At 70.1% G+C, this 22,828-nt stretch carries 21 protein-coding genes; 7 read left to right on the plus strand and 14 right to left on the minus strand.

Annotated features, from left to right (window positions below; translation table 11 throughout):
• Positions 1 to 2: 2 nt before the first annotated feature.
• Positions 3 to 179, plus strand: a complete 177-nt coding sequence (locus EMA17_RS51600; RefSeq protein ID WP_160161302.1) for a hypothetical protein — start codon at positions 3 to 5, stop codon at positions 177 to 179.
• A gap of 65 nt (positions 180 to 244) precedes the next feature.
• On the opposite strand, the gene EMA17_RS03905 is transcribed toward EMA17_RS51600, so the two are convergent.
• From EMA17_RS03905 to EMA17_RS03925, 5 genes are all read right to left on the minus strand, one after another.
• Complete coding sequence (locus EMA17_RS03905; protein ID WP_126635417.1) at positions 245 to 1,078, minus strand: SDR family oxidoreductase; 834 nt, start codon at positions 1,076 to 1,078, stop codon at positions 245 to 247.
• 87 nt (positions 1,079 to 1,165) lie between these two features.
• Complete coding sequence (locus EMA17_RS03910; RefSeq protein ID WP_126635418.1) at positions 1,166 to 2,062, minus strand: endo alpha-1,4 polygalactosaminidase; 897 nt, start codon at positions 2,060 to 2,062, stop codon at positions 1,166 to 1,168.
• A gap of 242 nt (positions 2,063 to 2,304) precedes the next feature.
• Positions 2,305 to 2,928, minus strand: a complete 624-nt coding sequence (locus EMA17_RS03915) for an NAD(P)-dependent oxidoreductase (RefSeq protein ID WP_160161303.1) — start codon at positions 2,926 to 2,928, stop codon at positions 2,305 to 2,307.
• A 101-nt stretch (positions 2,929 to 3,029) separates the two neighbouring features.
• A complete protein-coding gene (locus EMA17_RS03920; RefSeq protein WP_126635419.1) occupies positions 3,030 to 3,863 on the minus strand; it encodes an inositol monophosphatase family protein in 834 nt (277 codons plus the stop codon).
• A 262-nt stretch (positions 3,864 to 4,125) separates the two neighbouring features.
• Complete coding sequence (locus EMA17_RS03925; protein ID WP_126635420.1) at positions 4,126 to 4,368, minus strand: 4-oxalocrotonate tautomerase family protein; 243 nt, start codon at positions 4,366 to 4,368, stop codon at positions 4,126 to 4,128.
• Between the two features lie 227 nt (positions 4,369 to 4,595).
• Between EMA17_RS03925 and EMA17_RS03930 the strand changes: the two genes are divergently transcribed.
• Positions 4,596 to 5,465 (plus strand): helix-turn-helix transcriptional regulator, encoded by an 870-nt coding sequence (locus tag EMA17_RS03930; RefSeq protein ID WP_174861295.1) that lies wholly within the window; start codon positions 4,596 to 4,598, stop codon positions 5,463 to 5,465.
• A 93-nt stretch (positions 5,466 to 5,558) separates the two neighbouring features.
• Here the strand turns inward: EMA17_RS03930 and EMA17_RS03935 are convergent, their stop codons facing one another.
• Positions 5,559 to 6,023, minus strand: coding sequence for an ester cyclase (locus EMA17_RS03935; RefSeq protein ID WP_126635421.1), 465 nt, complete (start codon positions 6,021 to 6,023; stop codon positions 5,559 to 5,561).
• Positions 6,024 to 6,165: 142 nt separating this feature from the next.
• On the opposite strand from EMA17_RS03935, the gene EMA17_RS03940 reads away from it, so the two are divergent.
• Complete coding sequence (locus EMA17_RS03940) at positions 6,166 to 7,065, plus strand: LysR family transcriptional regulator (protein ID WP_160161304.1); 900 nt, start codon at positions 6,166 to 6,168, stop codon at positions 7,063 to 7,065.
• 5 nt (positions 7,066 to 7,070) lie between these two features.
• Here the strand turns inward: EMA17_RS03940 and EMA17_RS03945 are convergent, their stop codons facing one another.
• Complete coding sequence (locus EMA17_RS03945) at positions 7,071 to 7,862, minus strand: alpha/beta fold hydrolase (RefSeq protein WP_126635423.1); 792 nt, start codon at positions 7,860 to 7,862, stop codon at positions 7,071 to 7,073.
• Here EMA17_RS03945 and EMA17_RS03950 point away from each other — a divergent pair.
• Complete coding sequence (locus tag EMA17_RS03950) at positions 7,759 to 8,193, plus strand: MarR family winged helix-turn-helix transcriptional regulator (RefSeq protein WP_170222076.1); 435 nt, start codon at positions 7,759 to 7,761, stop codon at positions 8,191 to 8,193. The genes EMA17_RS03945 and EMA17_RS03950 overlap by 104 nt on opposite strands.
• A gap of 72 nt (positions 8,194 to 8,265) precedes the next feature.
• Here the strand turns inward: EMA17_RS03950 and EMA17_RS03955 are convergent, their stop codons facing one another.
• Positions 8,266 to 9,063, minus strand: coding sequence for an SIR2 family NAD-dependent protein deacylase (locus EMA17_RS03955; RefSeq protein WP_246126424.1), 798 nt, complete (start codon positions 9,061 to 9,063; stop codon positions 8,266 to 8,268).
• 504 nt (positions 9,064 to 9,567) lie between these two features.
• Between EMA17_RS03955 and EMA17_RS03960 the strand changes: the two genes are divergently transcribed.
• Complete coding sequence (locus tag EMA17_RS03960; RefSeq protein ID WP_160161305.1) at positions 9,568 to 11,334, plus strand: alpha-L-fucosidase; 1,767 nt, start codon at positions 9,568 to 9,570, stop codon at positions 11,332 to 11,334.
• Between the two features lie 301 nt (positions 11,335 to 11,635).
• Positions 11,636 to 12,868, plus strand: a complete 1,233-nt coding sequence (locus tag EMA17_RS03965; RefSeq protein WP_126635426.1) for a cytochrome P450 family protein — start codon at positions 11,636 to 11,638, stop codon at positions 12,866 to 12,868.
• A 178-nt stretch (positions 12,869 to 13,046) separates the two neighbouring features.
• Here the strand turns inward: EMA17_RS03965 and EMA17_RS03970 are convergent, their stop codons facing one another.
• Positions 13,047 to 13,718 carry a DUF1963 domain-containing protein gene (locus EMA17_RS03970; protein ID WP_160161306.1) on the minus strand — a complete coding sequence of 224 codons (672 nt, stop codon included), beginning with the start codon at positions 13,716 to 13,718 and terminating at the stop codon, positions 13,047 to 13,049.
• Between the two features lie 769 nt (positions 13,719 to 14,487).
• On the opposite strand from EMA17_RS03970, the gene EMA17_RS03975 reads away from it, so the two are divergent.
• Positions 14,488 to 16,791 (plus strand): hypothetical protein, encoded by a 2,304-nt coding sequence (locus EMA17_RS03975; RefSeq protein WP_126635428.1) that lies wholly within the window; start codon positions 14,488 to 14,490, stop codon positions 16,789 to 16,791.
• 106 nt (positions 16,792 to 16,897) lie between these two features.
• Here the strand turns inward: EMA17_RS03975 and EMA17_RS03980 are convergent, their stop codons facing one another.
• From EMA17_RS03980 to EMA17_RS04000, 5 genes are all read right to left on the minus strand, one after another.
• Positions 16,898 to 17,929, minus strand: coding sequence for an LLM class F420-dependent oxidoreductase (locus tag EMA17_RS03980; protein ID WP_126635429.1), 1,032 nt, complete (start codon positions 17,927 to 17,929; stop codon positions 16,898 to 16,900).
• Positions 17,930 to 17,951: 22 nt separating this feature from the next.
• Complete coding sequence (locus EMA17_RS03985; protein WP_126635430.1) at positions 17,952 to 18,752, minus strand: SDR family oxidoreductase; 801 nt, start codon at positions 18,750 to 18,752, stop codon at positions 17,952 to 17,954.
• The gene (locus tag EMA17_RS03990; RefSeq protein ID WP_126635431.1) at positions 18,752 to 19,636 is read right to left on the minus strand and encodes an amidohydrolase family protein; all 885 of its coding nucleotides are present in this window, start codon (positions 19,634 to 19,636) and stop codon (positions 18,752 to 18,754) included. The genes EMA17_RS03985 and EMA17_RS03990 overlap by 1 nt, the downstream gene beginning before the upstream one ends.
• A 45-nt stretch (positions 19,637 to 19,681) precedes the next feature.
• On the minus strand, positions 19,682 to 21,277 hold the full coding sequence (locus EMA17_RS03995) for an AMP-binding protein (protein WP_126635432.1): 1,596 nt from the start codon (positions 21,275 to 21,277) through the stop codon (positions 19,682 to 19,684).
• 90 nt (positions 21,278 to 21,367) lie between these two features.
• Entirely contained in the window at positions 21,368 to 22,144 is a 777-nt protein-coding gene (locus EMA17_RS04000; RefSeq protein ID WP_126635433.1) for an AraC family transcriptional regulator, read from the minus strand.
• Positions 22,145 to 22,828 lie beyond the last annotated feature (684 nt).

Consider the following 22,828-nt stretch of genomic DNA (forward strand, 5'->3'; position numbering starts at 1 on the left):
GCGTGAGCCCCGACGACACGAACGCGGAACGCCCCACACCGCCCCGCCCCGTCGCGAGACGCCAGACCCAGAAGGAGATGGAACGGGGCATCATCGTCTGGCTCCTCGTCTTCACCTTCGGAACGCACCTCATCGGCGGCGGAATCTGGCTCTACATCCACTTCAGCGGCCGCGGCTGACCGTGCGTCCGGTGCGCCCGGCGAAGCGGGTGCGCGTGTCCTCGCGGTCGACGTGCGGGACGCGGTCAGTCGAGCCAACGGGACATGGCGGCGGCGACGTTGCCGCCGTCCAGGTCCGCGAGGGAGAGGCCGACCAGGGCGGTCGCGGTCGGTGAGGTCTGCCAACGGAAGCGGGGTGTGTCGGTGGTGGCCGCCTCGACCACGACCGCCGCCGCGTTTCGGGCCGATTGGGCCTCGGCCATTTCCGCCTGCGCGGTCCGGAGGAACCTTTCCGCGAGTTCGCGGTAGGGGTCGTCCGCGCGGAAGAGCGCCCGGGCGTCGAGGTTTTCGGTCATGTTCGTCGCGACGGACGCGGGTTCCACCACACTGATCGTGATCCCGAAGCGGGCCGCCACGGGTTCGAGGGACTGCATCAGGCCTTCGAGGGCGAACTTCGAGGCGCAGTAGGCGTCGAGGAACGGTTGGCCGTGGGCTGCGCCGTTGCTGGTGACGTTGACGATGCGGCCGGCGCCGGCTTTGCGCATGGACGGCAGCACATGGCGTGTCAGGGCGGCGGGGCCCAGGTAGTTGACGTCGAGTTGCCGCTGGAGGGCGGCGGTGTCGAGGTGTTCCAGTGTTCCGGCCGTGCAGGCGCCGGCGTTGTTGACGAGGATGTCGATCGGGCCGAATTCGGCCGACACCGCGTCGAGGCACCGTCGGGCGTCGTCGAGGTCGGTGACGTCCAGTCCGCGCACTGTCAAGTCGACGCTCTGGTCGGCGCATTCGGCGCGCAAGGGGTCGGCCTTGGCGATGTCACGCATCGTCGCCACCACGCGGATGCCCCTGGCGGCCAGGCCCACGGCGGTGTGCAGGCCGATTCCGCTGGATGTCCCGGTCACCAGTGCGACCTTGTTGTCCATGTGTGATTCCTCTCCGGTGGGCGCTTCGACGGCGAGCCGACTCCGTCCCGCCGATGGGCGGCGGTGGGTGCTGCGGATGCCCGGCCGTCAGCAGGTTCGGCGGACGTACTTGCCGTTCGGCGGGGCGGTGACGTCGTGGTCGCGGCGGACGACCGAGATGCGCGGGCCGACGGATGTGCAGGCGGAGGCGAATCCGGCGTCGTCGTACTCGACGTCGACGACCCGGTTGTCGTAGGCCGATGCGTACTGATCGCACTCGTCGGTCGCGCCGCACTGCTCGGAGACGGCGAAGTCGAATCCGATCTCCCGGTGCCGGTCGAGCAGTTCGGCGCCGTTCTTCTGGGCGATGGCCAGGCCGTCGCGGTGGGCGCGCCGTGCCAAGAGGGTGGCGAACGCGATGTTGTCCTGCGGTTTGAGCAGCCCTTGGGAACGGCCGTAGGAGTCGAGGTTGTCGGGTTCGACGGCCTGGAATCCCTTGGCCGCGCAGCCGTCGATCCAGGGGTATTCGATCTGTGCGAGCCTGTCCCGCTTGGCGGCGGTGGACACGTCCAGCAGGGGCTCGTGCCAGTCCTTGTCGAGGATCGGGGCGCCGCCGGAATCGCGCAGCAGCAGGTCGGGGTGGTTGCTCTGCCACCAGGCGCTGCTGCCGGGCTGGGCCTGGAAGGCGTTGATGTAACAGATGTTGTACAGGCCCGGGGCCGGGTCCGCGCCGCTGTCGCGCGAGACGATGCGCACGCCCGCGGCCGGCGGGTAGGCGCCACCGATCTGGTAGTCCCATGGTGCGCCGACCGGTGGCGGCAGGACGGGCCTGGCGTCGCCGGCGGTCGGCTGTGCGGGTGGCGCGGCGGTGCCGGCGCCGGGGGAGGGGTTCTGTGCGGTCGGCGCGGTGTCCGCGTCCTCGTCGGAGCCCGAGGAGGCGCATGCCGCCGTCAGGAGAAGGGTCAGGGCCAAGGCCACGATCCGGGTGGCTGCGGTCGAACGCATGAAGGTTCCCGTGTGTCTGCGGGTACGGTCCCCGCCTCGGTACCGGTAGGGTCCTGGCGACTGGGTCCGGGCTTGCGGCTGCGCCGGCATACCGGATGGGAGTACCTCGGGCGTCGGAGGGCAACGCGCTTTCACGCTACACCAATCGACTCGCCGGCCGGCCGAAGCGGTGCGGTGGCGGTCGTCTTCGTGGGATCCGTCCGCCGGGTTCGTGCTGGCGGGGACGGCGGCTCGCCGGCGGCTCAGCGATTGTCGAACAGGGCGATGGTGTCGGTGTCGGCGAAGTGGGGGCTTTCCGCTTCCGCGACCATGAGGGCGGCGATTCCGGCGCGGGGTGCCATGGGCGGGATCGTGCGCGGTCGGAAGTCCGCGGCGCGCAGGAGTCGTCCGTTGTCCCGGTAGGGCTTGTTGGTCAGCGGCCCGGCGTGGACGGTGGTCCCGCCCGCTTCGCGGACGGTGCGGCCGGCGACGGCCTTGGCGTCCCACTCGTGGCGCAGGATGGGCTTGAGGAGAGCCCCCGTGACGGGGCCGAGTGCTCCTTCGGTGGCTCCCATGCCCAGGGAGGTGAGCCAGACGACGCGGGACGCGGCCGAGGCGATCTGACGGGCGCCGTCGACGAGGATCGCCGGGTCCTGCTTCTTGGTGATGCCCAAGGCGCTGATGACGACATCGGCGCCCTCGACGGCCGCGGCGACCGTGCCGGCGTCGGTCACGTCCGCACGGACCACCCGCAGGTTCGCTGCGGCGGGCACCTCGATCCGTTCCGGCCGGCGGGCCAGCGCCACGACGTCGTGGCCACGCTCCACGGCGCGGGCGACCAGCAGCCGGCCGGTCGGTCCGGTGGAGCCGAGTATTGCGATCCTCACGATGATCTCCACTCGTGCGGTAAGAGGATGAACAGGGTTCCGTGGTAAGCCACTTGGCGGCTCCGGTCGGCCCGGGGCGGACCCGGACCGGGTGGTGCGGGTCAGCGGGGGCCGGACAGGACGTCGACCGCCCGGGCGTGCAGGCCGGGCGCGGTGGCGAGGAAGTCGGCGCTCGCCAGGCTCCAGGGCTCTCCGCGGGTGTCGGTGACGGTGCCGCCGGCCTCGGCGACCAGGAGCGCGCCGGGCAGCAGGCCCGAGCGCACGTCGGAGAACTGCCAGAAGACGTCCATGCGGCCGGCCGCGACGTGCACGAGTTGCAGCGTGGCGGGGACCGAGACCCGCACGACGAGGGCGTCGAGGAGCATGGCGGTCACCGCCGCGCCCGTGCGGCGGAGCGCTTCCTCGTCCTCGCCCGGCTTGGCCTGCCCGGTGCCCACCAGCGCGGCGCGCAGGTCGGTCTTGGCGGAGGCGCGCAGCGGTGCACCGTCGAGGAAGGCCCCCTTGCCGCGCAGCGCGGTGTAGGTGTTGCCGGTGAGCGGCAGGTGGACCACGGTCAGGACCGGGGCGTTGTCGCGTACCAGCGCGGCGGTCACCGCCCATTCGCCCATGCCGTGGATGTGGTTGATGTTGCCCTCGGCGGTGTCCACCACCCACCACTCGCCCCCGGGCAGCACGCCGCCGGCCAGTTCGTCCTCGACCCATCGGGAACCGGGACGTGTGTCGAGCAGCGGCTGCGCGACGAGGGCCAGGACCGCTTTGTCGTTGGCGTGGATGGCGCGGACGATCTCGTCGAGGTCGCCGGGGCGCGCGGCCGTGTCGTAGCGCTTGCGCAGGAGTTCCCCGGCCGCCTCGACCACGGTCACGGCGCGCTCCAGGACCGCTTCGAGTTCGGCGGCGTCGGCGGGGACGGTGCGGGGGGCGGGGAGGGTGTTCATGATCGCTCCTGATGCGAAAGGGAGGGGGATTCGCGGCCTGCCGGCTGCTCGCTTTCGACGTTAGAAGCAGGGATCATTAACATCAAATGCAACCTTGTTACGCCTGGATTTACTGTGGTGCAACTGGATTTCCGGGCCCCGGCCCTGCGCGCGACCGTGCACGATCATCACCGTGTCCCGCCGGGGACGGCCGCGCGAGCCCGGACCGAACGAGGCGGGCCCGGCGCCGTGGCGCCGAGCCCGCACACCGACCGGGTGGCCGTCAGGCGTTGTCGTCGCCGTTGCCGCCGTTGCCGCCGTCGTCGCCGTTGAGCATGGCGGCGGTCAGGACGTTGCCGGCGACGCCCCAGCCGCCGTCGACGACCTCGTCGATCAGCACGACGGTGGTGGCGCGGGCCCGCTCACCGTAGATCTCCGCGTACAGGTCGGTGGTGCGCTCGACGAGCTTCTTCTTGTCCTCGGTGGTGACGGTGCCCGCAGGGACCTTGAAGTTGGCGAAGGGCATGGGTGTTTCTCCTTGAGTGGGTTTCCGTGAAGCGGGGAGGTTTGGCCGGGGCCGCCTCCCGGGTGCCGGCCGGCGTGGTCGGAGGCCGGCGCGGGGGGTCAGCAGTTCGTCGATGCCGATCCGGCGCGCTCGGGGTGTTTCGTGTTCATGCCCTCCACGATGCGCGGCGCCGGCCGGCGGAACCAGGGGACGTCATCCCCTGGGTCGCCCGCGCGACCGGACGCACAATGGCAGACATGGGTTCCGTGAAACACACCGAGTTGGGGGCGTTCCTGCGCTCGCGCCGCGCCCGCATCCGCCCGGCCGACGTGGGTCTTCCGCACGGGCCGCGCCGCCGGGTGCCCGGGCTGCGCCGCGACGAGGTCGCCCGGCTCGCCGGCGCGTCGGTGGACTACTACAACGAACTCGAACGCGGCGCCGGATCCCAGCCCTCCGAACAGATGATCGCCGCGTTGGCCCGGGCGCTGCGGCTGACCGGCGACGAGCGCGACCACCTGTACCACCTGGCCGACCGCCCCGTGCCCGCGTCCGGCGGGCCGGCTTCGCACGTCCATCCCGGCATGCTCGACCTGCTCTCCCGGTTGACCTCGACACCCGCACAGGTCATCACCGACCTGCACGTCACCCTGGTCCAGAACCCGCTCGCGGTGGCGCTGCTCGGGGACCACTCCGGTTTCCGGGGCACCCGGGCGAGCTTCGTCCACCGGTGGTTCACCGAGCCCGACGCCCGCCTGCTCTATCCCGAGGCCGACCACCCGGGGCAGTCCCGGGCCTTCGTCGCCGACCTGCGCGCGGCCGCCGCCCGACGCGACGCCAGGGACACCGAGGCCGCGTCGCTGATCGGCACGCTGCTCGCCGCCTCGCCCGAATTCGCCGCCCTGTGGGCCGACCACGACGTGGCGTTCCGCCGCGACGACCGCAAACGCCTCGACCACCCCACGCTCGGCCCGATCGAGGTCAACTGCCTCAACCTGTTCAGCGAGGACGGCCGACAACGGCTGCTCTGGTTCACCCCCGCCGTCGGCACCGACAGCGCCGACCTCCTCGACCTCCTGGCCACCCTCGGCACCCAGGACATCACCGGTCTCGAACGCTGAGGACTCCACGCCACGGCACCGGACCCTCCGCGCGCGTCGGTGCCGAGGATCCGGACGCCGCCGGCCGACCGCCGCCCGGCCGCCGGGTGTCGGTCAGCGCCCCTCGGTGAGGTCGACGCCGAGCCGGCGCAGGAAGCCGACGTTGTCGTACTGGACCCACTCCTCGGCCAGTCGGCCGTTCTCGTGATAGCGGAAGAGGTTGATCAGCTCGAGTCGCATCGGCTGCCCGTTCGGTGCGATCGTGCCGATGGGCGACGCCTCGAAGGGCCCGGTGAAGCGCCCCGACATGCAGGTACGCGAACCGATGTACGGACCCTCGCCGATGATGGCGCGACGCTCGCAGGCGAATCCCTCGAACGCGGCACGCATGGCCGCGAAGAAGGAACGCAGCTGTGGGTACGTCATATCGCCGTCGGGACCGTGGAACACGAAATCGTCCGCGAAATAGGCGTCCAGCTTCTCGTCGTCGGCCACGGCGATCGCCTCGCGGCCGATCCGCACCAATGCGCGCGCACGCTCGTCGTACCGGGTGTCGTCAGGGGAAATGAACTCGCTCATGGGAAGGGCCTTTCGGGGTTTCGGCTTGTGTCGCCACCTTCGACGGTAGACCCCGAAAGCCGACTTTCGGCTCTGCGTCACATGCAATCATCGGTCCGCTCCCATAACGTCCATGCATGGCTCGGACGGTTACCATGTCGCTGTGCCGGAACTCAGCATCACCGCCCTTCGCGTCGTACGCGCGGTGGCCGCGCACGGCTCCCTGAGCGGCGCGGCGCGCACGCTCGGCTACTCCCAACCCGCCGTCTCCCGCCAGGTCTCGGCCGCGGAGAAAGCCGCGGGACAGCCGCTTTTCGTACGCGGCGCGCGCGGCGTCAAGACCACGCGCGCGGGGGAGATCGTCGCCCGATTCGCCACCGAGACCCTCGCCGGACTCGACCGGCTCGACGAACGGCTCGACGCGCTCACCTCCGGGCCGCAGATCCGGGTCCGGGTGGGGGCGTTCCCCGCCGCGAACGCCGGCCTGCTCCCCTTCGCGCTGGCCAGAGCGTTGGAAGAGCAGCCCAGACTGACGTTCACACTCACCGAGGCGTCCTCGCCCCGGCTCGTGCACCAGGTCACCACCGGGCGACTGGACATCGCGATCGTGGCCTCCGGGCCCGGCCTGCCACAGCCGGCCCTGGAGGGGCTGCGGATCATCCCGCTGCCGGGCGGCGACCTGATGGTGGGCGTGCCGCGCGGGCACCCGCTCGCCGAGTCGGAAAGCGCCGTCCCGGTACGCGAACTCGCCCACGCGTCATGGATCGTCGGCAAAGGCGCCGACGACGAACCACAGTTCGGTGCCTGGCCCACACTGACCGATCCGCTGATCGCCTTCCGCACGCGCACGTGGCCCAGCCGGTTCGGACTCGTCGCCGCCGGTCTCGGCATCTGTGTCATCCCGGAAATCCTCGCCCCGGTCGTCCCGCGGAACATCGCCCTGGTGCGCGTGGACGACCCGAACCTGCTCGGCCGGCGCATGTTCGCGGTCACCGGGAACGACAGGGTGGAAACCCACGAAGTCGTCGTCCGGGCCCTGCGGGAACCCCGCGAGCACCGGTAGACGCCTCACCGTCGACAGGCCGGGTTGCTCGTCCGGCGTAGGTGGGCGTCGATCAGGGCGAAGGTGGCTTGCGGTTGTTCGATCTGCGGGAGGTGGCCCGCCTCGGGAACGACCTCGAGTCGGCCGTTGCCGAAGGCGTCGGCGTATGCCGCGCCGTAGACGGGGGTGACGATGCGGTCGCTCTCACCCCAGAGCAGGAGGGCGGGTGCCTGGACGTGCCGGAGCCGGCGCAGCAGCTTGGGGTCGTGCATGTAAGGGTCGCCGGCGAGGACGCGCATGGTGGCCATGTTGGTTCGTCTGCGCGCGAGTTCTTCGGCCGGGACGTCGGCCGGGTCGAGGTGGTAGTGGTCCGAGTCGTGCCAGGAGTGCTCCGCGACGCCGCGTGCGTCGAGGGCGAAGAAGTCGGTGATCGGTTCCGTCTCGACCCGCACGCCGACGGCGTCGACCAGGACGAGGCCGGTGATGGTTCCCGCGTTGTCGCGTACGGCCATTTCGGCGGCTGTCCAGCCGCCGAGCGAGGAGCCGAGGACGAGAACGTCGCGCAGTCGGCGTTCGCGCAGGAGGTGGAGGTAGGCGAGGGCCAGGTCGTCGATGCCGGTGAGCCATGCGGGGCGGTGGGTGCCGTCCCGGCCGGGGTGCACGGGCGCGATGGTGTGTGCGACGTGGGAGAGGTGTCGGACGAGGCCGGCGACCGTGTCGGGGCCGCCGCCGTGCAGGACGAGGACCGGCCTTCCGGCTCCGGCCTCGGAAGCCCGGTATCGACAACACCGGGCCCTTGACGGCGCGCTCTCCGCCAACGGCACCACGCCGGCCCAGTGGGATGCCCTGCGTGCGATCGGCCGCTCGCCCGGGGCATCGGCGCGCGAGTTGGCCGCGGCCACGTTTCAGACCGAACAAGCCTTCGGAGCGCTCGCGGGCCGTCTCACGGCCCAGGCCCTCATCGAGCGCCGCCCGGGACTCGGCCGGCGTATCGAGCACCACCTCACGCCCGCCGGCGAGCAGGTCCTGGCGGTCGGCCACACGGTTGCCGACAAGGTGCTCACCGCCTGCTTCGCGGCCCTGTCCGGCGCGGACCGCGCAACGCTGCTCGACCTACTCCGGCGCCTGACCGCGGAACGAGACACGTAGAGCCCCGAAGGCAACCCCGACCTGCGATCCGGCGCCGCACCGGCGCCGGATCCGGGTGCTCGCCCGTCGGGCTCATCGGGTCGGCGTTCCGCCCGCCACCAGCGTGCTCACGAGTCGCGGCACGATGGCCTCGATGTCGCCTCGCAGCACGGTACTTGCGAGGCCGTCGTACGGCGTGGGTTCGGCGTTGACGATCACCAACTCGACACCGCACCCGATCGCCGCGGCGCACAGATCGGCGGCGGGTCGCACCCGCAGCGAGGTCCCGATCACCACCAACACCTCGGCCGCCCGCACGGAACTCGCGGCCCGCCCGTGGACGTCACGGTCCGGGTGCTCGCCGAACAGGGCCACGTCCGGCCGCAACACCCCCGTCCGACAGGCCGGACACGGGGGCTCGCTCGCCCCCGCCCGGACCGCGCGCAGCGCGTCGACCATCGGCACCGGGCATCGGCATCGCACGCAGCGGGCACGGGCCAGGCTTCCGTGCAACTCGTGCACGGAATCGACGGGGCTGCCCGCCATCCGGTGCAGTCCGTCGACGTTTTGCGTGACGATACTCGCCCGCAGCCGAGCCAGTGCCCGGTGCGCCGCGCCGGGCCGGGCATCGCTCACCCCGGGTGCGGCCAGGTCGCGCCACACCCGCGCCCGCACGCTCGGGTCGGTCGTGTACCGCTTGCGGTGGGTGTCCTGCTCGCGCGCCGGATCGCGGGTCCACAGGCCGTGCGGGCCGCGAAAGTCGGGGAGGCCCGAGGCGGTGGAGATCCCCGCCCCGGTCAGCACCGCCAACCGGCGCACCCCGCGTAGCCCCATCTCGCCCATTCGGCCGCCGAGTTCGTCCCCGTCGGGCTCGGGTGCGGTCTTGGTCACCGGTGCGAACGCTCCTTCGTGAGGCGGTCGGTGAAAGCGGCCGGGGCGCGTGGGAACCACCCGCGACGGCCCCGATCACCTTGATGGACGGGACCGGTCGGCGCATCGCTCGCTCGGGGGTGTTCGGCGATCCCGCCCGGCGGAACGGCCGGTTGCGCGGTGCCCGCCCCGAGTCTGCTCGTCGCGTCGGATCGGCGCATCCGAATTCCGAGCAGCGGCCGGCAGCGCGTGCCGATTCCGACGTCGTGCACGCTTCGCACGTGTTCGGGGCGTCCGACCTGTCGTCGAGGCACACGATCGTGATGCGTTGTATCCAGGCGAGGGCCCGGTCCGGCAGGGTTCGGGCCGGGGCGTTGGCGTGCCACTGCTCGCCGGATGTGGTGGGGGCGTGTTGCGAGGCCCGGTGTCCGGACTTGGCCCTGCCGATCCCACGGTGCGCCGCGGGCGGTTGTGTGGGTAAGCGGTATGCGGATGGACTTCCACCGGACGGAAAGGGATTCGCTTATGCGTTTGGCCGGTAGGCGCAAGTCGACGGGGCTGTTCGTCACGCTGGTTCTGCTGACGGCTCTCCTCGTGGGGCCCTTCCCGACCCAACGGGCCCACGCGGACGACGGGTTGACCGACGTTCTCGATCACAAGTACGGCCTGTTCGTCCACTACGTGCCCGGTCGCACGGTGACCCCCGGCGGCGTCGTCGTCCACGACTCCAACGCTTTGGCGAACGCCTTCGACGCGAACGGGTTCGCCGACGATCTGGCCGCCACGAAGGTGCAGTACGTCGTCTTCACCGCCTGGCACGCCGGGATGGTGGCCCTGTACCCGAGCCGGAGGATGCTCGACTGGGACCTGCCCGGCCATCGCGTCGACCGCGACCTCATCGGCGACATGATCACCGCGGTCAAGGCCAAGGGCATCCGGGTCTATCTCTACACCCACCCGCGCGACGGCATGGAATTCACCGCCGCCGACAGGCGAAAGACCGGCTGGGGAACCCAACCCCACCCGCCCGGCCAGCCCTGGAACCCGGGAGCGGACTTCGACCGCCCCCGATGGAACACGTTCGTCAACGACGTCTACCAGGAGCTGATGCAACGCTACGGCGCACGGATCGACGGCCTGTTCATGGACGAGGGAAGCCCTGCGGGCGACAGCCAGACCGTCCTGGACTACCCCCGGCTGCGCACCACGATCAAGGCGGTCAATCCGCGCGCCGTGCTCATCCAGAACGACTACGGCAACCTGTACGGCCTGGACAAGGGCATGAAGGAGTACTTCGGCCAGAACGAGTTCGCCCAGCCCGACGGCGACCTGTGGCCCGGCTACGCCAAGCCCGTCACGGCGACGCTGCGCGCGACCGAGACCTCCTGGTGGGCCTCGGAGACCGGCGGCTGGGTGAAGTACCCGCCGCGGAGCCTGTTCCGCTACACCGTCCTGCAGGCGGGCACCAACACCGACGGCGGCGGCACGGCCTGGGCGGCCGGCCCCTACGCCGGCGGCGGCTGGGAACCCGGCGTCATGCCGGCACTGCGGCAGGTCGGCGCGTGGATCGACCCGATCGCGCGGTCCGTCCTGGACACCCGACCCAGCACGTCCTACCCCACCAAACCCGGGACCCGCATCACCGACCTGCCCTGGGGCGTGGCCACCAGGTCACCCGACGACCGCGCCGAATACCTCCACGTCCTCAACCCGCCCGCCGGGCGGACCCTCGTCCTGCCGCTGCCCCGCGACGGCAAGGTCTTCTCCGCGGCCTCCCTCGTCAAGGACGGCACACCGGTCGCGCTCGGCCGGGACGCCAACCGGGTCACGCTCACCATCCCGGGATTCTGGGACGCCAACGACACCGCCATCGAACTCACCGTCGCCGACCGCTCCGGCCCCGTCGCCCTCTACCGCTGCTTCAACCCCGCCACCCAGGACCACCTCGTGACCACCGAAGCCGGCTGCGAGGACCCGAGCCGCTACCACTTCGAAGGCCCCCTCGGCTACGTCCACCGCGACCGGGTCCCGGGCACCGTGCCCCTCTACCGCTGCTACAGCCCCGCCGCCAACGACCATCTCGTGACCACCGAAGCGGGTTGCGAGGACCTGAGCCGCTACACCTTCGAAGGCCCCCTCGGCCACGTTCACCACGATCCGACGGCGGGCACCGTCCCCCTCTACCGCTGCTTCAACCCCGCCACCCGACAACACCTCGTCACCACCGACTCCCGTTGCGAGGACCCGAGTCGGTACTCCCTGGAGGGTGCGCTCGGCCACATCGTCAACTGAACCGGGCACCGCGTGGGCGGGGGACCGGGCGGCGGCCGCAGCACACGCTGCTGGGATGTGCCCGGTGCGTCCACTCGGCGTGCTCATCGCTCACCGAACGCCGGTTCGCCGGAGCCCTGTTCCGGGGAATGCTCACTGTCGGCGGGGCACTCGACAACGTGCTGTAAAGCTACTCACCCATGGCGAACTCCTGCTTCCACAGGCGTCGACGTGGCGTCCGGGACCGTTCCGCCGCACCCCGACCGCCTTGCCGTGCACTTCTCACCCCCGTCCGCGCATCGAAGAGCCACGGAGGTACGCCATGGAATCCGCCGACCACGCCGGATGCCCGTTCCTCGACCCCACCGGCGCCGACCTGCACACCGAGGCCGCCGGCCTGCGCGATCGCGGCCCCGCGACGCCCGTTCGCCTTCCCGGAGGCGTTCGGGCCTGGTCGGTGACCCGACGCGACACCATCAAGTTCCTGGTGAGCGACCGCCGCGTCTCCCGCGACGCGGCCGCGCACTGGCCCGCCCTGCGCGATGTTCCCCGGAACTGGCAGCTGGACGTGTGGGTCCGCACCGACAGCGCCTTCAACGCCCACGGCCGTGAACACCGCCGCCTGCGCGCCCTCATCGCCACCGCCTTCACCCCGCGCCGCACCGAGGAACTCCGGCCCCGCGTGCAAGAGATCGTCGACCGCCTGATCACCGACCTGCACATCGTCGAAACCGGGCAACCCGTCGACCTGCGCGCGGCGTTCGCCCGCAAGGTGCCCACGGAGGTGATCTGCGACCTGTTCGGCGTCCCCCCACACATGCGCGCGCGCAGCCTGCACGTGATCGACGCCGCCCTGCACACCGCCGCCGACCCGGACCAGGCCACCGCCGACTACCGCGAACTGCGCGCGTGCATGGGCGAACTGGTCGCCCACCGACGCGCCCACCCCGGCCCCGACATGACCAGCGACCTCATCGCCGCCCGGGACGGCGACGGCCACCTGACCGAGACCCAACTCGTCGACACCTGCATCCTCATGATCGGCGCCGGCTCCGATACCACCGTCAACCTGATCCTCAACAGCGTCCACGCCCTCCTGATCCACCCCGACCAGCACACACGTCTGCGACGCGCGAGCATCGACTGGAACGACGTCGTCGAGGAAACCCTGCGCCTCGAAGGCCCCATCGCCCACATGCCCCTGCGCTACGCCGTCGCGGACATCGAGCTCGGCGAGGGGGTCACCATCCGCCGCGGCGACGCCATCATCATCGGATTCGGCGCCGCCGGCCGCGACCCCGCCGTGCACGCCGACCCCGACGTCTTCGACCCCGCCCGCGCGGACAAGGAACACCTCGCGTTCGGCCACGGCCCCCACTACTGCCTCGGCGCGCCCCTGGCCCGCATGGAAGCCGACATCGCGCTGCGCGCACTCTTCGCACACTTCCCCGACCTGACCCTCGCCCACCCCGAACGTGCGCTCCCGCGCCGGGAGTCGTTCATAGCCAACGGCCTTCGCGAACTCCCCGTCCTCCTGCGCACGGACACCTCCTGACACAACCCCGCTCGCCGCCCCGGGCGTCGGCCGCGCGGCGCCGCCCGATGTCGTGCCGCCTCGCGAACTCCCTTTGCACAGAGCGGTGTTCGGCGACAACCCGGGCACGCCCGCAAGGGGCGGTCGAACCGCCTTGCCCGACCGGAGTATCCGCACTCGATCGACCGACTCGTCGGCCTCAGGAGTCCTGGACGAGCAGCCTGCCGCGGGTGCCGTCCTCGGACACGAAGGCGAACAGTCTCGGTGCCGCGCCGAGGTGGAGCCGGAACGGTACCCAGTTCGAGTCCAGTTGCAGCAGCAGCCGCCACGGCCCGCCGTCCGGCCACTGGTCACCCTGGAAGAACAGCGGCGTTCCACCGATCTTGTCGCCGTCGACCCGCTCCACGTAGCGGTCCCGGTCGGCGGTCGGCAGTGCCTCGAGTTCCCCACTCGTCAGGGAAACGGGCTCGTCGACGGGGCGGAGGTCGGCGGTGAACTCCACCGCTGCCCCGTCGTCGCCATACAGTCCCGGCCCGGTCGCCAGCGGGCGTACCGGGCCGGCATGGTCGCCCCCCGGCTGCACGATCACCGCGTTCTCGCCCTCATCGGGATCGATGACGTCGGGATCGAAGAAATCCTCCCCGTGGTCGGCGTGGGTCACGAAGACGTAGGCCACCTTCCCGCGGCCGGCCGCTCCCAGGACCGGGCCCAACTCGATCTGGCAGACGAACCGCATCGGCCGATCCCAGGCCGCACTGATCGGCCACTGCGGACCGGTCAGCCACACGGGCCGACCGCCGAACTTGGTGGTCGGGGTGGAAATCGGTCGACCGGTCGGGGAAAAACCTTCGATGCGCCGCGCTGTCACCATGACCGGCATCATCCCCCAGCCCCCACACCCGACGACGAACCCGACGCGGCATCCCGGCCGTCCCCGCAGAGGGCGGTTCCGTGGGCGGTCGTCGACAGGGCGACCGGATGATCGAATCCATCACCCCCGGTGCTCCAGGGATGCGTTGCCGAAAGGCGTGAACGCCTCGGGCGAGAAGTCGGCGCGGAGGAAACCGTTCCGGTGCCCGGTTGCCGCTCCTCAACGGGGAATCGGCCCGCTCGTCGATGGCGGTGTGCCGGGGGGATCGTGATCGTGTCGGCGGGACGCGCGGTTTTGCAGTGGGGACCGGGCGACGGACCTACCGTGGATTGCATGCCCGGCGCGAACGGCAGGATCCGGGCCGGAATAGCCCCACGTCCCCGACCGGCCTACGAAACCGGAATCGATCGTGATTGCCCACGTTCCGACTGAATTCCTCGATTTCCGACAAGACCGTCAATGCTCCCGTACGAACCGAGGAGGACGCGGACCAGATGCCGCGACACACCGTCGATCGCACAAGCGGGTGGGCCGCCGGTCGGATTGCGCACCCGATCATTCGGGCCCGGGCGGTGTCGGGTCTTCGGCCGGCGGACCGGCTTGACGGGCCCGACCGAGGGAATCATGCAGCGAATTGGTCCCGGCACGGTTCGGATTCGAATCCCGCCGGACGCATGCCCGTTGGGGGAGGGGCACGATGAATCCGTGGACCACCCGCGCGAAGCGGTGGCGTACTCGAGTTTTCGGCGCGGTGGTGATCCTGGCGGGGATGGCCATCCTTGCGAATTTCCTGGTGTATGGGCAGGCGTCCGGAGACCAGATCGCCTCCGTCGTGGGAACGATGATCAGCGTGTTGGCGATCGTCGGAATAATTCCGAATTTCGGTTCGGATCGCGGTGTCGTCACCGTGGATGATATTCTCCCCGAGATTCGAAGCAATGCGAAAGACCTCTGGACCCGGGAGCGACGGGACCGTGGTATCGAACGCCCGGATCTACTGCGGGTTCGGATTCGAGATCTGGACACCGGCACCTATCTCGTCGAGCCTCCCCCGCCTCCGGCGTCGCCCCGATACGAATGGGATTTCGAGGAATACCTCGCGCAGGTCACCGGCCTCGTGTTGACGGGCGGTGTGCGACGAGCCGTCGTCTACGGTTCCGGCGGCGGCGGGAAGACCACGCTCGGGGTGCTCCTGACGACGGGAATCGCGCGATACGCCGAAAACTCGGGACTGGTCGCTCTATACCTGCCCCTGGCGTCGTGGAGTCCGTCCCGGGAAACATTCGAGACCTGGTTCGACCACCAGGTCACCGCCTCCTACCCCGCTCTTCGCCAATTGCGGCCGGAACCCGGCAAGTCCCTGCTGCACGCCCTGACCGACTCCGACCGGATCATGTTGATCCTGGACGGCCTCGACGAGGTCGAGGGAGGCCAGGTCCCGGGGCTCGCCCTCCGGGGGATCGACACGATTTCCAAAGACAAGCCCCTGTTCGTTCTCTCGCGGCCGCTGCCACCCGACATGCCCGCGCCGACGAAATCCTGGAGGCTCGTCCTCGAGGATCCACGCCCGGCCGACGTTCTCGGCTATCTCGGAGCACGTCTTCCCTCCGTCGGCCCCGGGACCCGTGCGCACCTGAACGGGCTGATCCACGCGATCCAGGCCAATCCCGGGTCGGATCTGGCGGCCATGCTCGGCTCGACACTGTGCGTCGACCTGCTGTGGCGGGGCTCCCTGAGAGATCCCGCATTGCCCACCCGCCTGCGCCATGTGGTCCAGTGGCACGGCGGCGACGCGGGCAGGGCGCTGCTCATGGAGACGCACGTCGACCAGAGCCTCGCCGGACGCATATCCAGACCCGCCCGGCGCGCCAGGGTAAGGAAACAGGCCGCGTACATCGCCTACAAGATGCGGAACGTACAGCCCCCGGCGGCGACCCTGCCCTGGTGGCGCATCCACGAGGCGATATCCCCGGGGATCTTCGGCATCGCCGTGATACTGGCCGTGCTTCCGGCCTACCGGCTCTGCCTCGAGATGCCCCGGGGCCTCACCCGCGGATTCGCCATCGGCAGCATCACGGGCATCGTCCTCGGAGTCTGTCGCGGCGTCCGGACAAAGCAAGCCGCGCTCACCGCGTTCCTGGCCACGGCCCTCGCCGTGGTGGTCGAGGGAACGCTTCTCGGCGAGGGTCCGACGGCCGTGATCGACGGGGCGGAGATCGCACCCGCGGTGGGGCTCGTCTTCCTGCTGAGGACCCGGCTCACCGGATCACTCGTCGGTGGCGGGTTCGCCTGCCTGGCTGTCGCGGCATCCTCGGCCCTCGGCGTGTTCCTCGCACAGGCCGCGTTCGGACACGCCGATCCCGACCGCTCCCCGGGGCAGGTCCTGTTGGCGGTCGCGCTGGGAGTCGTGGTCGCCACCGTCTCGGCCAGGATCCTGACGCGTCCGAACGACCCGCTCGTCCCGTCCACGGCTCACGTCCACGGAGGCTTGGGGCCACCCGTACAACTGGCCTCGGCCATCGTCGCAGCCGCGCTCGTGGGAGCCGCGGGCGGGTTCGTGGGCGGGGTCGCACACGGGCCGAACTACGGTCTGAAGCTGGGAATCGTCTTCGGCGTCGTCGTCGGAGTACCGGTCGGCCTGACGGGCGGGCTGATCAGTTGGCTCAACCAGCCCTCGCCCGGACACCTCCCCAGCATCACCCACCTGTATCGCCGGGACCGAGCCCTCGCGCTCTTCTGCGTCGTATCGATCGCGGGAGTCTCCACCCTGATGCTCTGGGTGACGACCCGATTCCTCGGGACGACCCTGGGTGACCCCCACTTCACCCCCGCCCCGGTCCACGGCCTCCTGTTCGGCGCATCCATAGGACTCATCGTCGCCGGCTTCAACACGGCGTGGCCCAACTATGCGATATGTGTCGTGTCGTTCGCCGTCCGCAGGCGACTTCCGTGGCGGCTGATGAGCTTCCTCCAACTCCTGCACACCTGCGAAATCCTCCGGCGCGACGGCCAGTTCTACAGCTTCCGCCACCGACAACTACGAGAACACCTGGCCGACACCCACATTCCCTGAACAATCCCCCGGTAGGGACTCGCCGTCGCAGCCTGTGGGCAGATCCACCGGAGTTCGTGGCAACCGTCAAGCGTCGCAATGGGTGTTGCCCGGGCGGAAGCGGAGGTCAGGCCGCCCACTCCTTGAGTCGACGTATGAGGCCGGCGGGGTCGGGGCCGGTCGGGGTGACCTGGAGATTGGTTACGCCGGACTCGCGGAAGGCTTCGATTCGTTCCCGGACGTAGGAGGCCGGGCCGACGAGGTTGATCTGTTCGAGGAGTCGGAACGGGACCTTGGCCTCGGCTTCCTTCGTCTTGCCGTCGAGGTAGAGGTCCTGGATCTCCTTGGCCTCGGCTTCGTAGCCGTAGCGTCGGACGAGGTCGTTGAAAAAGTTCTTGCCGCGGGCGCCCATGCCTCCGATGTAGAGCGCGAGTATCGGCCGCGCGACGTCGAGCATCTTCTTCACGTCCTCGCCGATGGCGACGATGCCACCGGCCACGACCTCCAGGGGCGCGAGGTTCCCGGAGCGCTTCGCGGTTCCCGCGGCGAGCGCGTCGCCCCATACCCCGGCGGCGCCCTCGGGGGAGTACAGGAAAGGCAGCCAGCCGTCGGCGTACTCCGCCGCGCCTTCGACCGATTTCGGTCCCAGCGCGGCGACGTAGAGCGGAACGGAGGGACGTAGCGGCTTGGTCATGATCTTCAGCGGCTCACCGAGCCCGGTGCCCCGACCGGCCGGGAGAGGGATCTCGAAGGAGCGGCCGCTGTAGTCGACCGCCTCGCGCCGCAGGGCCGCGCGGATGATCTCGACGGTCTCCCGGGTGCGGGCGGTCGACCGTACGAAGGGCATGCCGTGCCACCCCTCGACGATCTTCGGGTTGGAGGCGCCGAGGCCGATGACGGCGCGACCGCCGGACACGCTGTCGAGGCCGGCCGCGGTCGACGCGAGCATGGTCGGGGTGCGGGAGTAGACGTTGAGGATGGCCGCGCCGATCTCCACGCGCGACGTGCGGGCCGCCAGGTAGCCCATCAGGGTCGGCGAGTCGTAGCCGTACCCCTCGGCGACCCAGACGGTGTCGAGCCCGGCGGCCTCGAGTCGAGTGATGTGGTCGGCGGCCTCGCGCGGGTCGGTGCCGTAGGTGAGCATCGTCGAGATCTTCATGGTCCGCTTCATGAACAGTGCCTCACTTCGAGGTCGGCGAGTCGAAGCTCGCGCCCATGCCGATGCCGGCGCCACCGTCGACCGGGATCACCGCGCCGGTGACGAATCGCAGGTTGGGTGACACGAGCGCACCGACCAGGTCGGCAAACTCACGGGGCTCCCCGACGCGTCCCATGGGTACCCCGTTCCCGAGGCCGGCCTTGGACAGCTCCGGCTGCCGTTCCAGCATTCCGCCCAGCAGGGCGGTGTCGAAGAATCCGGACAACAGGGTGTTGACGTTGATGTCCTGCCTGGCGACCTCCAGGGCGAGCGTCTTGGCGTAGCCGATCACCGCCGACCACACGCCGACGGACGCCGCCATGCCGACGGCCGGGCGCTCGACGACGCCGGAGACCACGTTGAGGATGCTGCCGCCTTCGGTGGTCATGTACGGCAAGGTGGCTCGAACGGATCTGACGACGTAGAAGAAGTGGCGCTCGAAGGCCTTCAGCCACACCTCGTCGGTGAGTTCGGAGATGCGCCGGATCGGTGGTCCGCCGTCGTTGGTGACCAGAACGTGAACGGCCGGACCGAACCGCGCGAGGGTCGAGGCGGTGACGCGCTCGATGTCGGCGTCGGCCGAGCAGTCGGCGGCCAGCCCGAGGACCTTCTCCTCGCCGTACGCGTCGGCAAGCCGTCGCGTGGCGGCAGTGATCTTCTCCGCGCGTCGCGCGAAGATGGTGACACTGGCGCCTTCCCGCAGCAGACGATCGGCGATGGCGTATCCCAAGCCGTCGCTGCCGCCGCCGACGATGGCGACCTTGCCGGTCAGTCCGATGTCCATCACCGAACTCCGATCGAGGCGAGGAACGTCTCGGCGTTGCCGGCGAACACGTCGTCGAGGACGTCGGGGGAGTAGCCCTCGTCGCGCCACTCCTCGACCAGCCTCTCGTGGGCGAGCATCGGGTAGTCGGCTCCGAAGAAGACCTTCTTGCGCAGCCGCTTGCCGATCTCGCGCTTGAGCTCGTCGGGGAAGTAGCGCGGTGACCAACCGTGCAGCTCCATCCACACGTTCGCCTTGTGCAGCGCGACCGCGATCATCTCCGACTGCCAGGGCCACGCCACCCGAGCCGCGATCACGTTCAGATCGGGATGCCCGGCCGCGACGCGGTCGACGTAACGGGGGTGGCAGCCCTCCAGGGTGATGCCCATGCCTCCGCGGGTACCGGCCCCGGTGGCCGACATGCCGACATGGACGAGGACGGGACGGTTGGCCTCGACGCACAGGTTCAGACAGGTCTCCCATTCCGGCTGATCGGGTGTCCCGGCCGGGGTGAACGAGTGGACCGTCAGCCCGACGAGTCCCGTCCCCTCGCTCAGGCAACGCTCGAATTCCCTGACGTGGGCCGGTTGCGTGGGATCGATGCCGATCCAGTTGCCCAGTACGACGTCGGGGTGCCTGCGCGCATAGTCGAAGGCGTAGTCGTGCTGGTCGCGGAGCGCACCGGCGTCCATGGTGTGGGTGAACGCGAAGTCGAGCATCGCCCTGACGTTGGCGCGGCGAAACCGGAGGGCCTGCTCCTCGTCGTCGACGAAGCCCATGTCCCACTTGAAATAGCCCCGCAGGGCCTCGCGGTCCTCGGCGGTCTCGTACGGGCTTCCCTTCCATCCTCGCTCTGTGCCCCAGTGGGAGTGGAAGTCGATCAGTCGGGCCGGCGGTACGTTCACACCGAGCGCCTTTCGTGACGGGCCCTGGGAAGGGCATCGGAATAGTCAGTGGACATTGCGGGGCGAGTCGGCCCAGAACGGTGCGCGCAGGCGCTTCTTGTCGATCTTTCCCACCGGCGTGGTGGGAAGTGAGTCCACGACCACGACCTTCTTGGGCGCGTACATCGAGCCCTTGACCTGCTTCACGTGGGACTGGAGCGCGGGAACGTCGACCCGCCGTCCCGGTCGCGGGACCACGAAGGCGGTGACGATCTCACCCCAGCGGCTGTCCGGCACGCCGATGACGGCGGCCGAGCCCACCGAAGGGTGCGCGGTCAGCACGGCCTCGACTTCGCCGGCGTAGATGTTGAAACCGCCGGAGATGATCATGTCCTTCTTGCGGTCCACGATGTAGATCAGGCCCTCGGCGTCCTGGCGGGCGAGGTCTCCGGTGTGGAGCCATCCCCCCTCCAGTGCCACTTCCGTCTCGTGGGGGAGGTTCTTGTAGCCCTGCATCACCCCGCGGCTCCGCATGGCGATCTCGCCCACCTCGCCCAACGGAACGTCGTTGCCGTCGTCGTCGATGAGCCTGATGCGGTTGCCGACCACGGGACGGCCACAGGAGGCGAGTTGCTCCAGGCTCGCGGTCTCGTGTGCGGCCTTGGTCAGGACCGTCCCGATGCCGGCCGACTCCGTCTGCCCGTAGATCTGGGAGAAGACCGGACCGATCCGCTCGCGAGCCTCCGCCAGGCGCATCGGCGACATCGGTCCGGTGGCATACCAGACGACCTCGAGGCTGGAGAGGTCTCTGGTCTCCGGACGCTCCTGATCCAACAAGGTGTAGATCATCGTCGGAAGGCCGTTCACACAATTGATGTGCTCGGCCTCGATGACGTCGAGGAATCGGCCGGGTTCGAAGCCCTGCTCGATCACGACCGTCCCGCCACGCAGCAGTGTCGGGATGACGGCCAGCCCGGCCGCGTGGGTGAGCGGGGCCGCTGCCAGGTAGCGCGGGAGGTGTGGCTGCTCGAAGTCGGCCATGTGCGCGTAGACCATCTGCACCATCGACCGATGAGGCTGCATCACGCCCTTGGGTCTGCCGGTCGTCCCCCCGGTGTACTGCAGCCAGGCGACATCCGTCTCCGTCGCCGGACCGCGGTCGAGCGATCGAACCGCCGGGGGCTCGCCCTCGGGCGGACCACCGGCGGCGGGGATCACCATCAGGTGTCGCAGGGAGTCGACCTCGGCGAGGATGTGGCGTCCGTGCTCCTCCAGGGGTGCGGTCACCACCAGCACCGTGGCCTCCGCGTCCTCGCAGACGGTGATGTGGTCGGTGGCCGAGGCCAGGGTCTGCAGCCCGGTGAAGCGGCCGCCCAGGAGATACGTCGCGGCCTGGACGATCCACGATTCGGGCATGTTCGGACCGAGCATCGTGACCCCCACGCCGAGCCCCACTCCCCGCTGGGCCAGCGCGGCCACGTACCGCGAGAGGAGGTCCCTGACGTGCGCGTAGGTCAGTCGCCGAGCACCGGCCACGAAGGCCTCGGACGAGCCGTGCCGGCCGAGCGCCTGGATGATCAGGTCACCCAGCGTGACTCCGGAGGATGCCGTCGTGGCGGCTGCCGAAGCCGCGGCGCCGTGACCCGAGAGGTGGTGAGACATGCCTCAAAGCGTGGCCGCCGAGCGGGCGGGCGTGCCACCGATGTTCCGCCTCGAATTTCCGATAACCCGCCAGGCCGACGGAGGCGGTGCTCAGCTGTGAGCCGCACCCGCCGCGGAGCGGTACCGACCGGGCGTCTGGCCGACGAGATCGGTGAAGGCGTCGATGAAGCTGCCGGGGTTCGCCCAGCCGAGTCGTATCGCCGTCTCGGTGACCGAGGTACCTTCACAGAGTTCGAGCAGCGCTCGCTGAATCCGCAGCAGTGTGCGCCACTGATGGAAGCTCATCGACAGTTCGATGCCGAACAGCCGACTGAGAGTGCGTTCGCTCGAGCCGGTTCGGCGCCCCAGCTCCGCCAGCGTCGCCGACATGGCCGGGTCGGCGTGCAGCAGGTCGGTGACGGCCTTGAGGCGAGGATCGCTGGGCTCCGGCAGCCGTAGTGGCTCCTGCGGGGCGCGGATCAGCTCCGCGCCGATCACCGCGAGCAGCAGACGGCCACGGTCACTGGCGGCGGGCTCGTGCTCGCCGGTCATCGCCAGGTACGCCTCGCGCAGCAGCGCACTGGCCACGAAGACCGACGGTTCGGGCGGCAGTTCTTCGGACAGTGCCGCCGGAACCGGGAGCACGCGGACATCGGTCTCGCCGTGGGAGCGACTGCCGTGGACGTAGAAGGGCGGCACCCACGTGATGCGGTTCGCCGGGGCCACCCAGGTGCCGACCTTGGTCGTGGTGACGAGCGCCCCGGAGGCGGCGTACCTCAACTGGCCGTAGTCATGGAAGTGCGCGGCGATGTCCGCACCGTGCGCCATGGGCTCGCAGACCGGCGTGTCGTCGGTCCAGAACACTGCTTGCCGCGCAACCTCGGTCATCAGCAGCCACCATAGCTCGCGCCGGCGGGCCACCGGGCCGGCCCGGCGCGAGCGGGGTGCCTCCGGGGCGGGGGACGGTGTCGCGCGGCCACCACACCCGGGTGCCTCCACCCGAGCGCCGATGAGGGGCGCGACGCCGACTGGAAGATGTTCCGTTCCCGGTGGAATTTTCGCAACTCGTGCAATTTGAGCCGTGATTGCTCGGTGTCGAGTCCGTTGTGGAACTGGAGGGACAGGTCCGCCACCGCATCACGCGAAGCCATGAACCCCTGCCACTTCTGCTGTGGCTGAAGCCAGGTGTCCGTGGCGGTAAGGATCGCAACGATGAGGGCAAGGGTCGGAACCCAGGCCACGAGCCAGGAGGTCTTGCCGCCCGAAAGGTTCTGATCGGCCGCGCGTCGCGCCGTCTCCGTTGTCCGTTGGCTCTTCACTGATCCCCATCGATCCCCCAAGCATCACCGACCGGCGCTGGTAGGAGGACCCTGCCCCGGAGCGTGTCTCACGAAGACTCCGAACGGTCCTTCCCGGGACCGACCCGAAGCGATGCACCCCGGTGCGACGTCGGGTCGTCGCGCCCAGCCGCCCCGATCGCCCGGCGTGCCGCCCTCGCTCGTCCCGCGTCGGGTTCGCCAATTTGTGCCGCAACTGGTTCAGACCATTGACCGACCGGAATCACCGCTTCTA

The sequence above is a fragment of the Embleya hyalina genome, assembly GCF_003967355.1.
In the GTDB taxonomy this organism is placed as follows: domain Bacteria; phylum Actinomycetota; class Actinomycetes; order Streptomycetales; family Streptomycetaceae; genus Embleya; species Embleya hyalina.

Excerpts from the sequence above, each read along its gene's own strand:
- EMA17_RS03905 (WP_126635417.1), bottom strand. The coding sequence starts at position 1,078 with ATGGACAACAAGGTCGCACTGGTGACCGGGACATCCAGCGGAATCGGC.
- EMA17_RS03980 (WP_126635429.1), bottom strand. The coding sequence starts at position 17,929 with ATGAAGATCTCGACGATGCTCACCTACGGCACCGACCCGCGCGAGGCC.
- EMA17_RS03920 (WP_126635419.1), bottom strand. The coding sequence starts at position 3,863 with ATGAACACCCTCCCCGCCCCCCGCACCGTCCCCGCCGACGCCGCCGAA.
- EMA17_RS03925 (WP_126635420.1), bottom strand. The coding sequence starts at position 4,368 with ATGCCCTTCGCCAACTTCAAGGTCCCTGCGGGCACCGTCACCACCGAG.
- EMA17_RS03910 (WP_126635418.1), bottom strand. The coding sequence starts at position 2,062 with ATGCGTTCGACCGCAGCCACCCGGATCGTGGCCTTGGCCCTGACCCTT.
- EMA17_RS03995 (WP_126635432.1), bottom strand. The coding sequence starts at position 21,277 with ATGTCTCACCACCTCTCGGGTCACGGCGCCGCGGCTTCGGCAGCCGCC.
- EMA17_RS03970 (WP_160161306.1), bottom strand. The coding sequence starts at position 13,718 with ATGGTGACAGCGCGGCGCATCGAAGGTTTTTCCCCGACCGGTCGACCG.
- EMA17_RS03935 (WP_126635421.1), bottom strand. The coding sequence starts at position 6,023 with ATGAGCGAGTTCATTTCCCCTGACGACACCCGGTACGACGAGCGTGCG.
- EMA17_RS04000 (WP_126635433.1), bottom strand. The coding sequence starts at position 22,144 with ATGACCGAGGTTGCGCGGCAAGCAGTGTTCTGGACCGACGACACGCCG.
- EMA17_RS03985 (WP_126635430.1), bottom strand. The coding sequence starts at position 18,752 with ATGGACATCGGACTGACCGGCAAGGTCGCCATCGTCGGCGGCGGCAGC.
- EMA17_RS03965 (WP_126635426.1), top strand. The coding sequence starts at position 11,636 with ATGGAATCCGCCGACCACGCCGGATGCCCGTTCCTCGACCCCACCGGC.
- EMA17_RS03975 (WP_126635428.1), top strand. The coding sequence starts at position 14,488 with ATGGCCATCCTTGCGAATTTCCTGGTGTATGGGCAGGCGTCCGGAGAC.
- EMA17_RS03960 (WP_160161305.1), top strand. The coding sequence starts at position 9,568 with ATGCGTTTGGCCGGTAGGCGCAAGTCGACGGGGCTGTTCGTCACGCTG.
- EMA17_RS03930 (WP_174861295.1), top strand. The coding sequence starts at position 4,596 with ATGGCAGACATGGGTTCCGTGAAACACACCGAGTTGGGGGCGTTCCTG.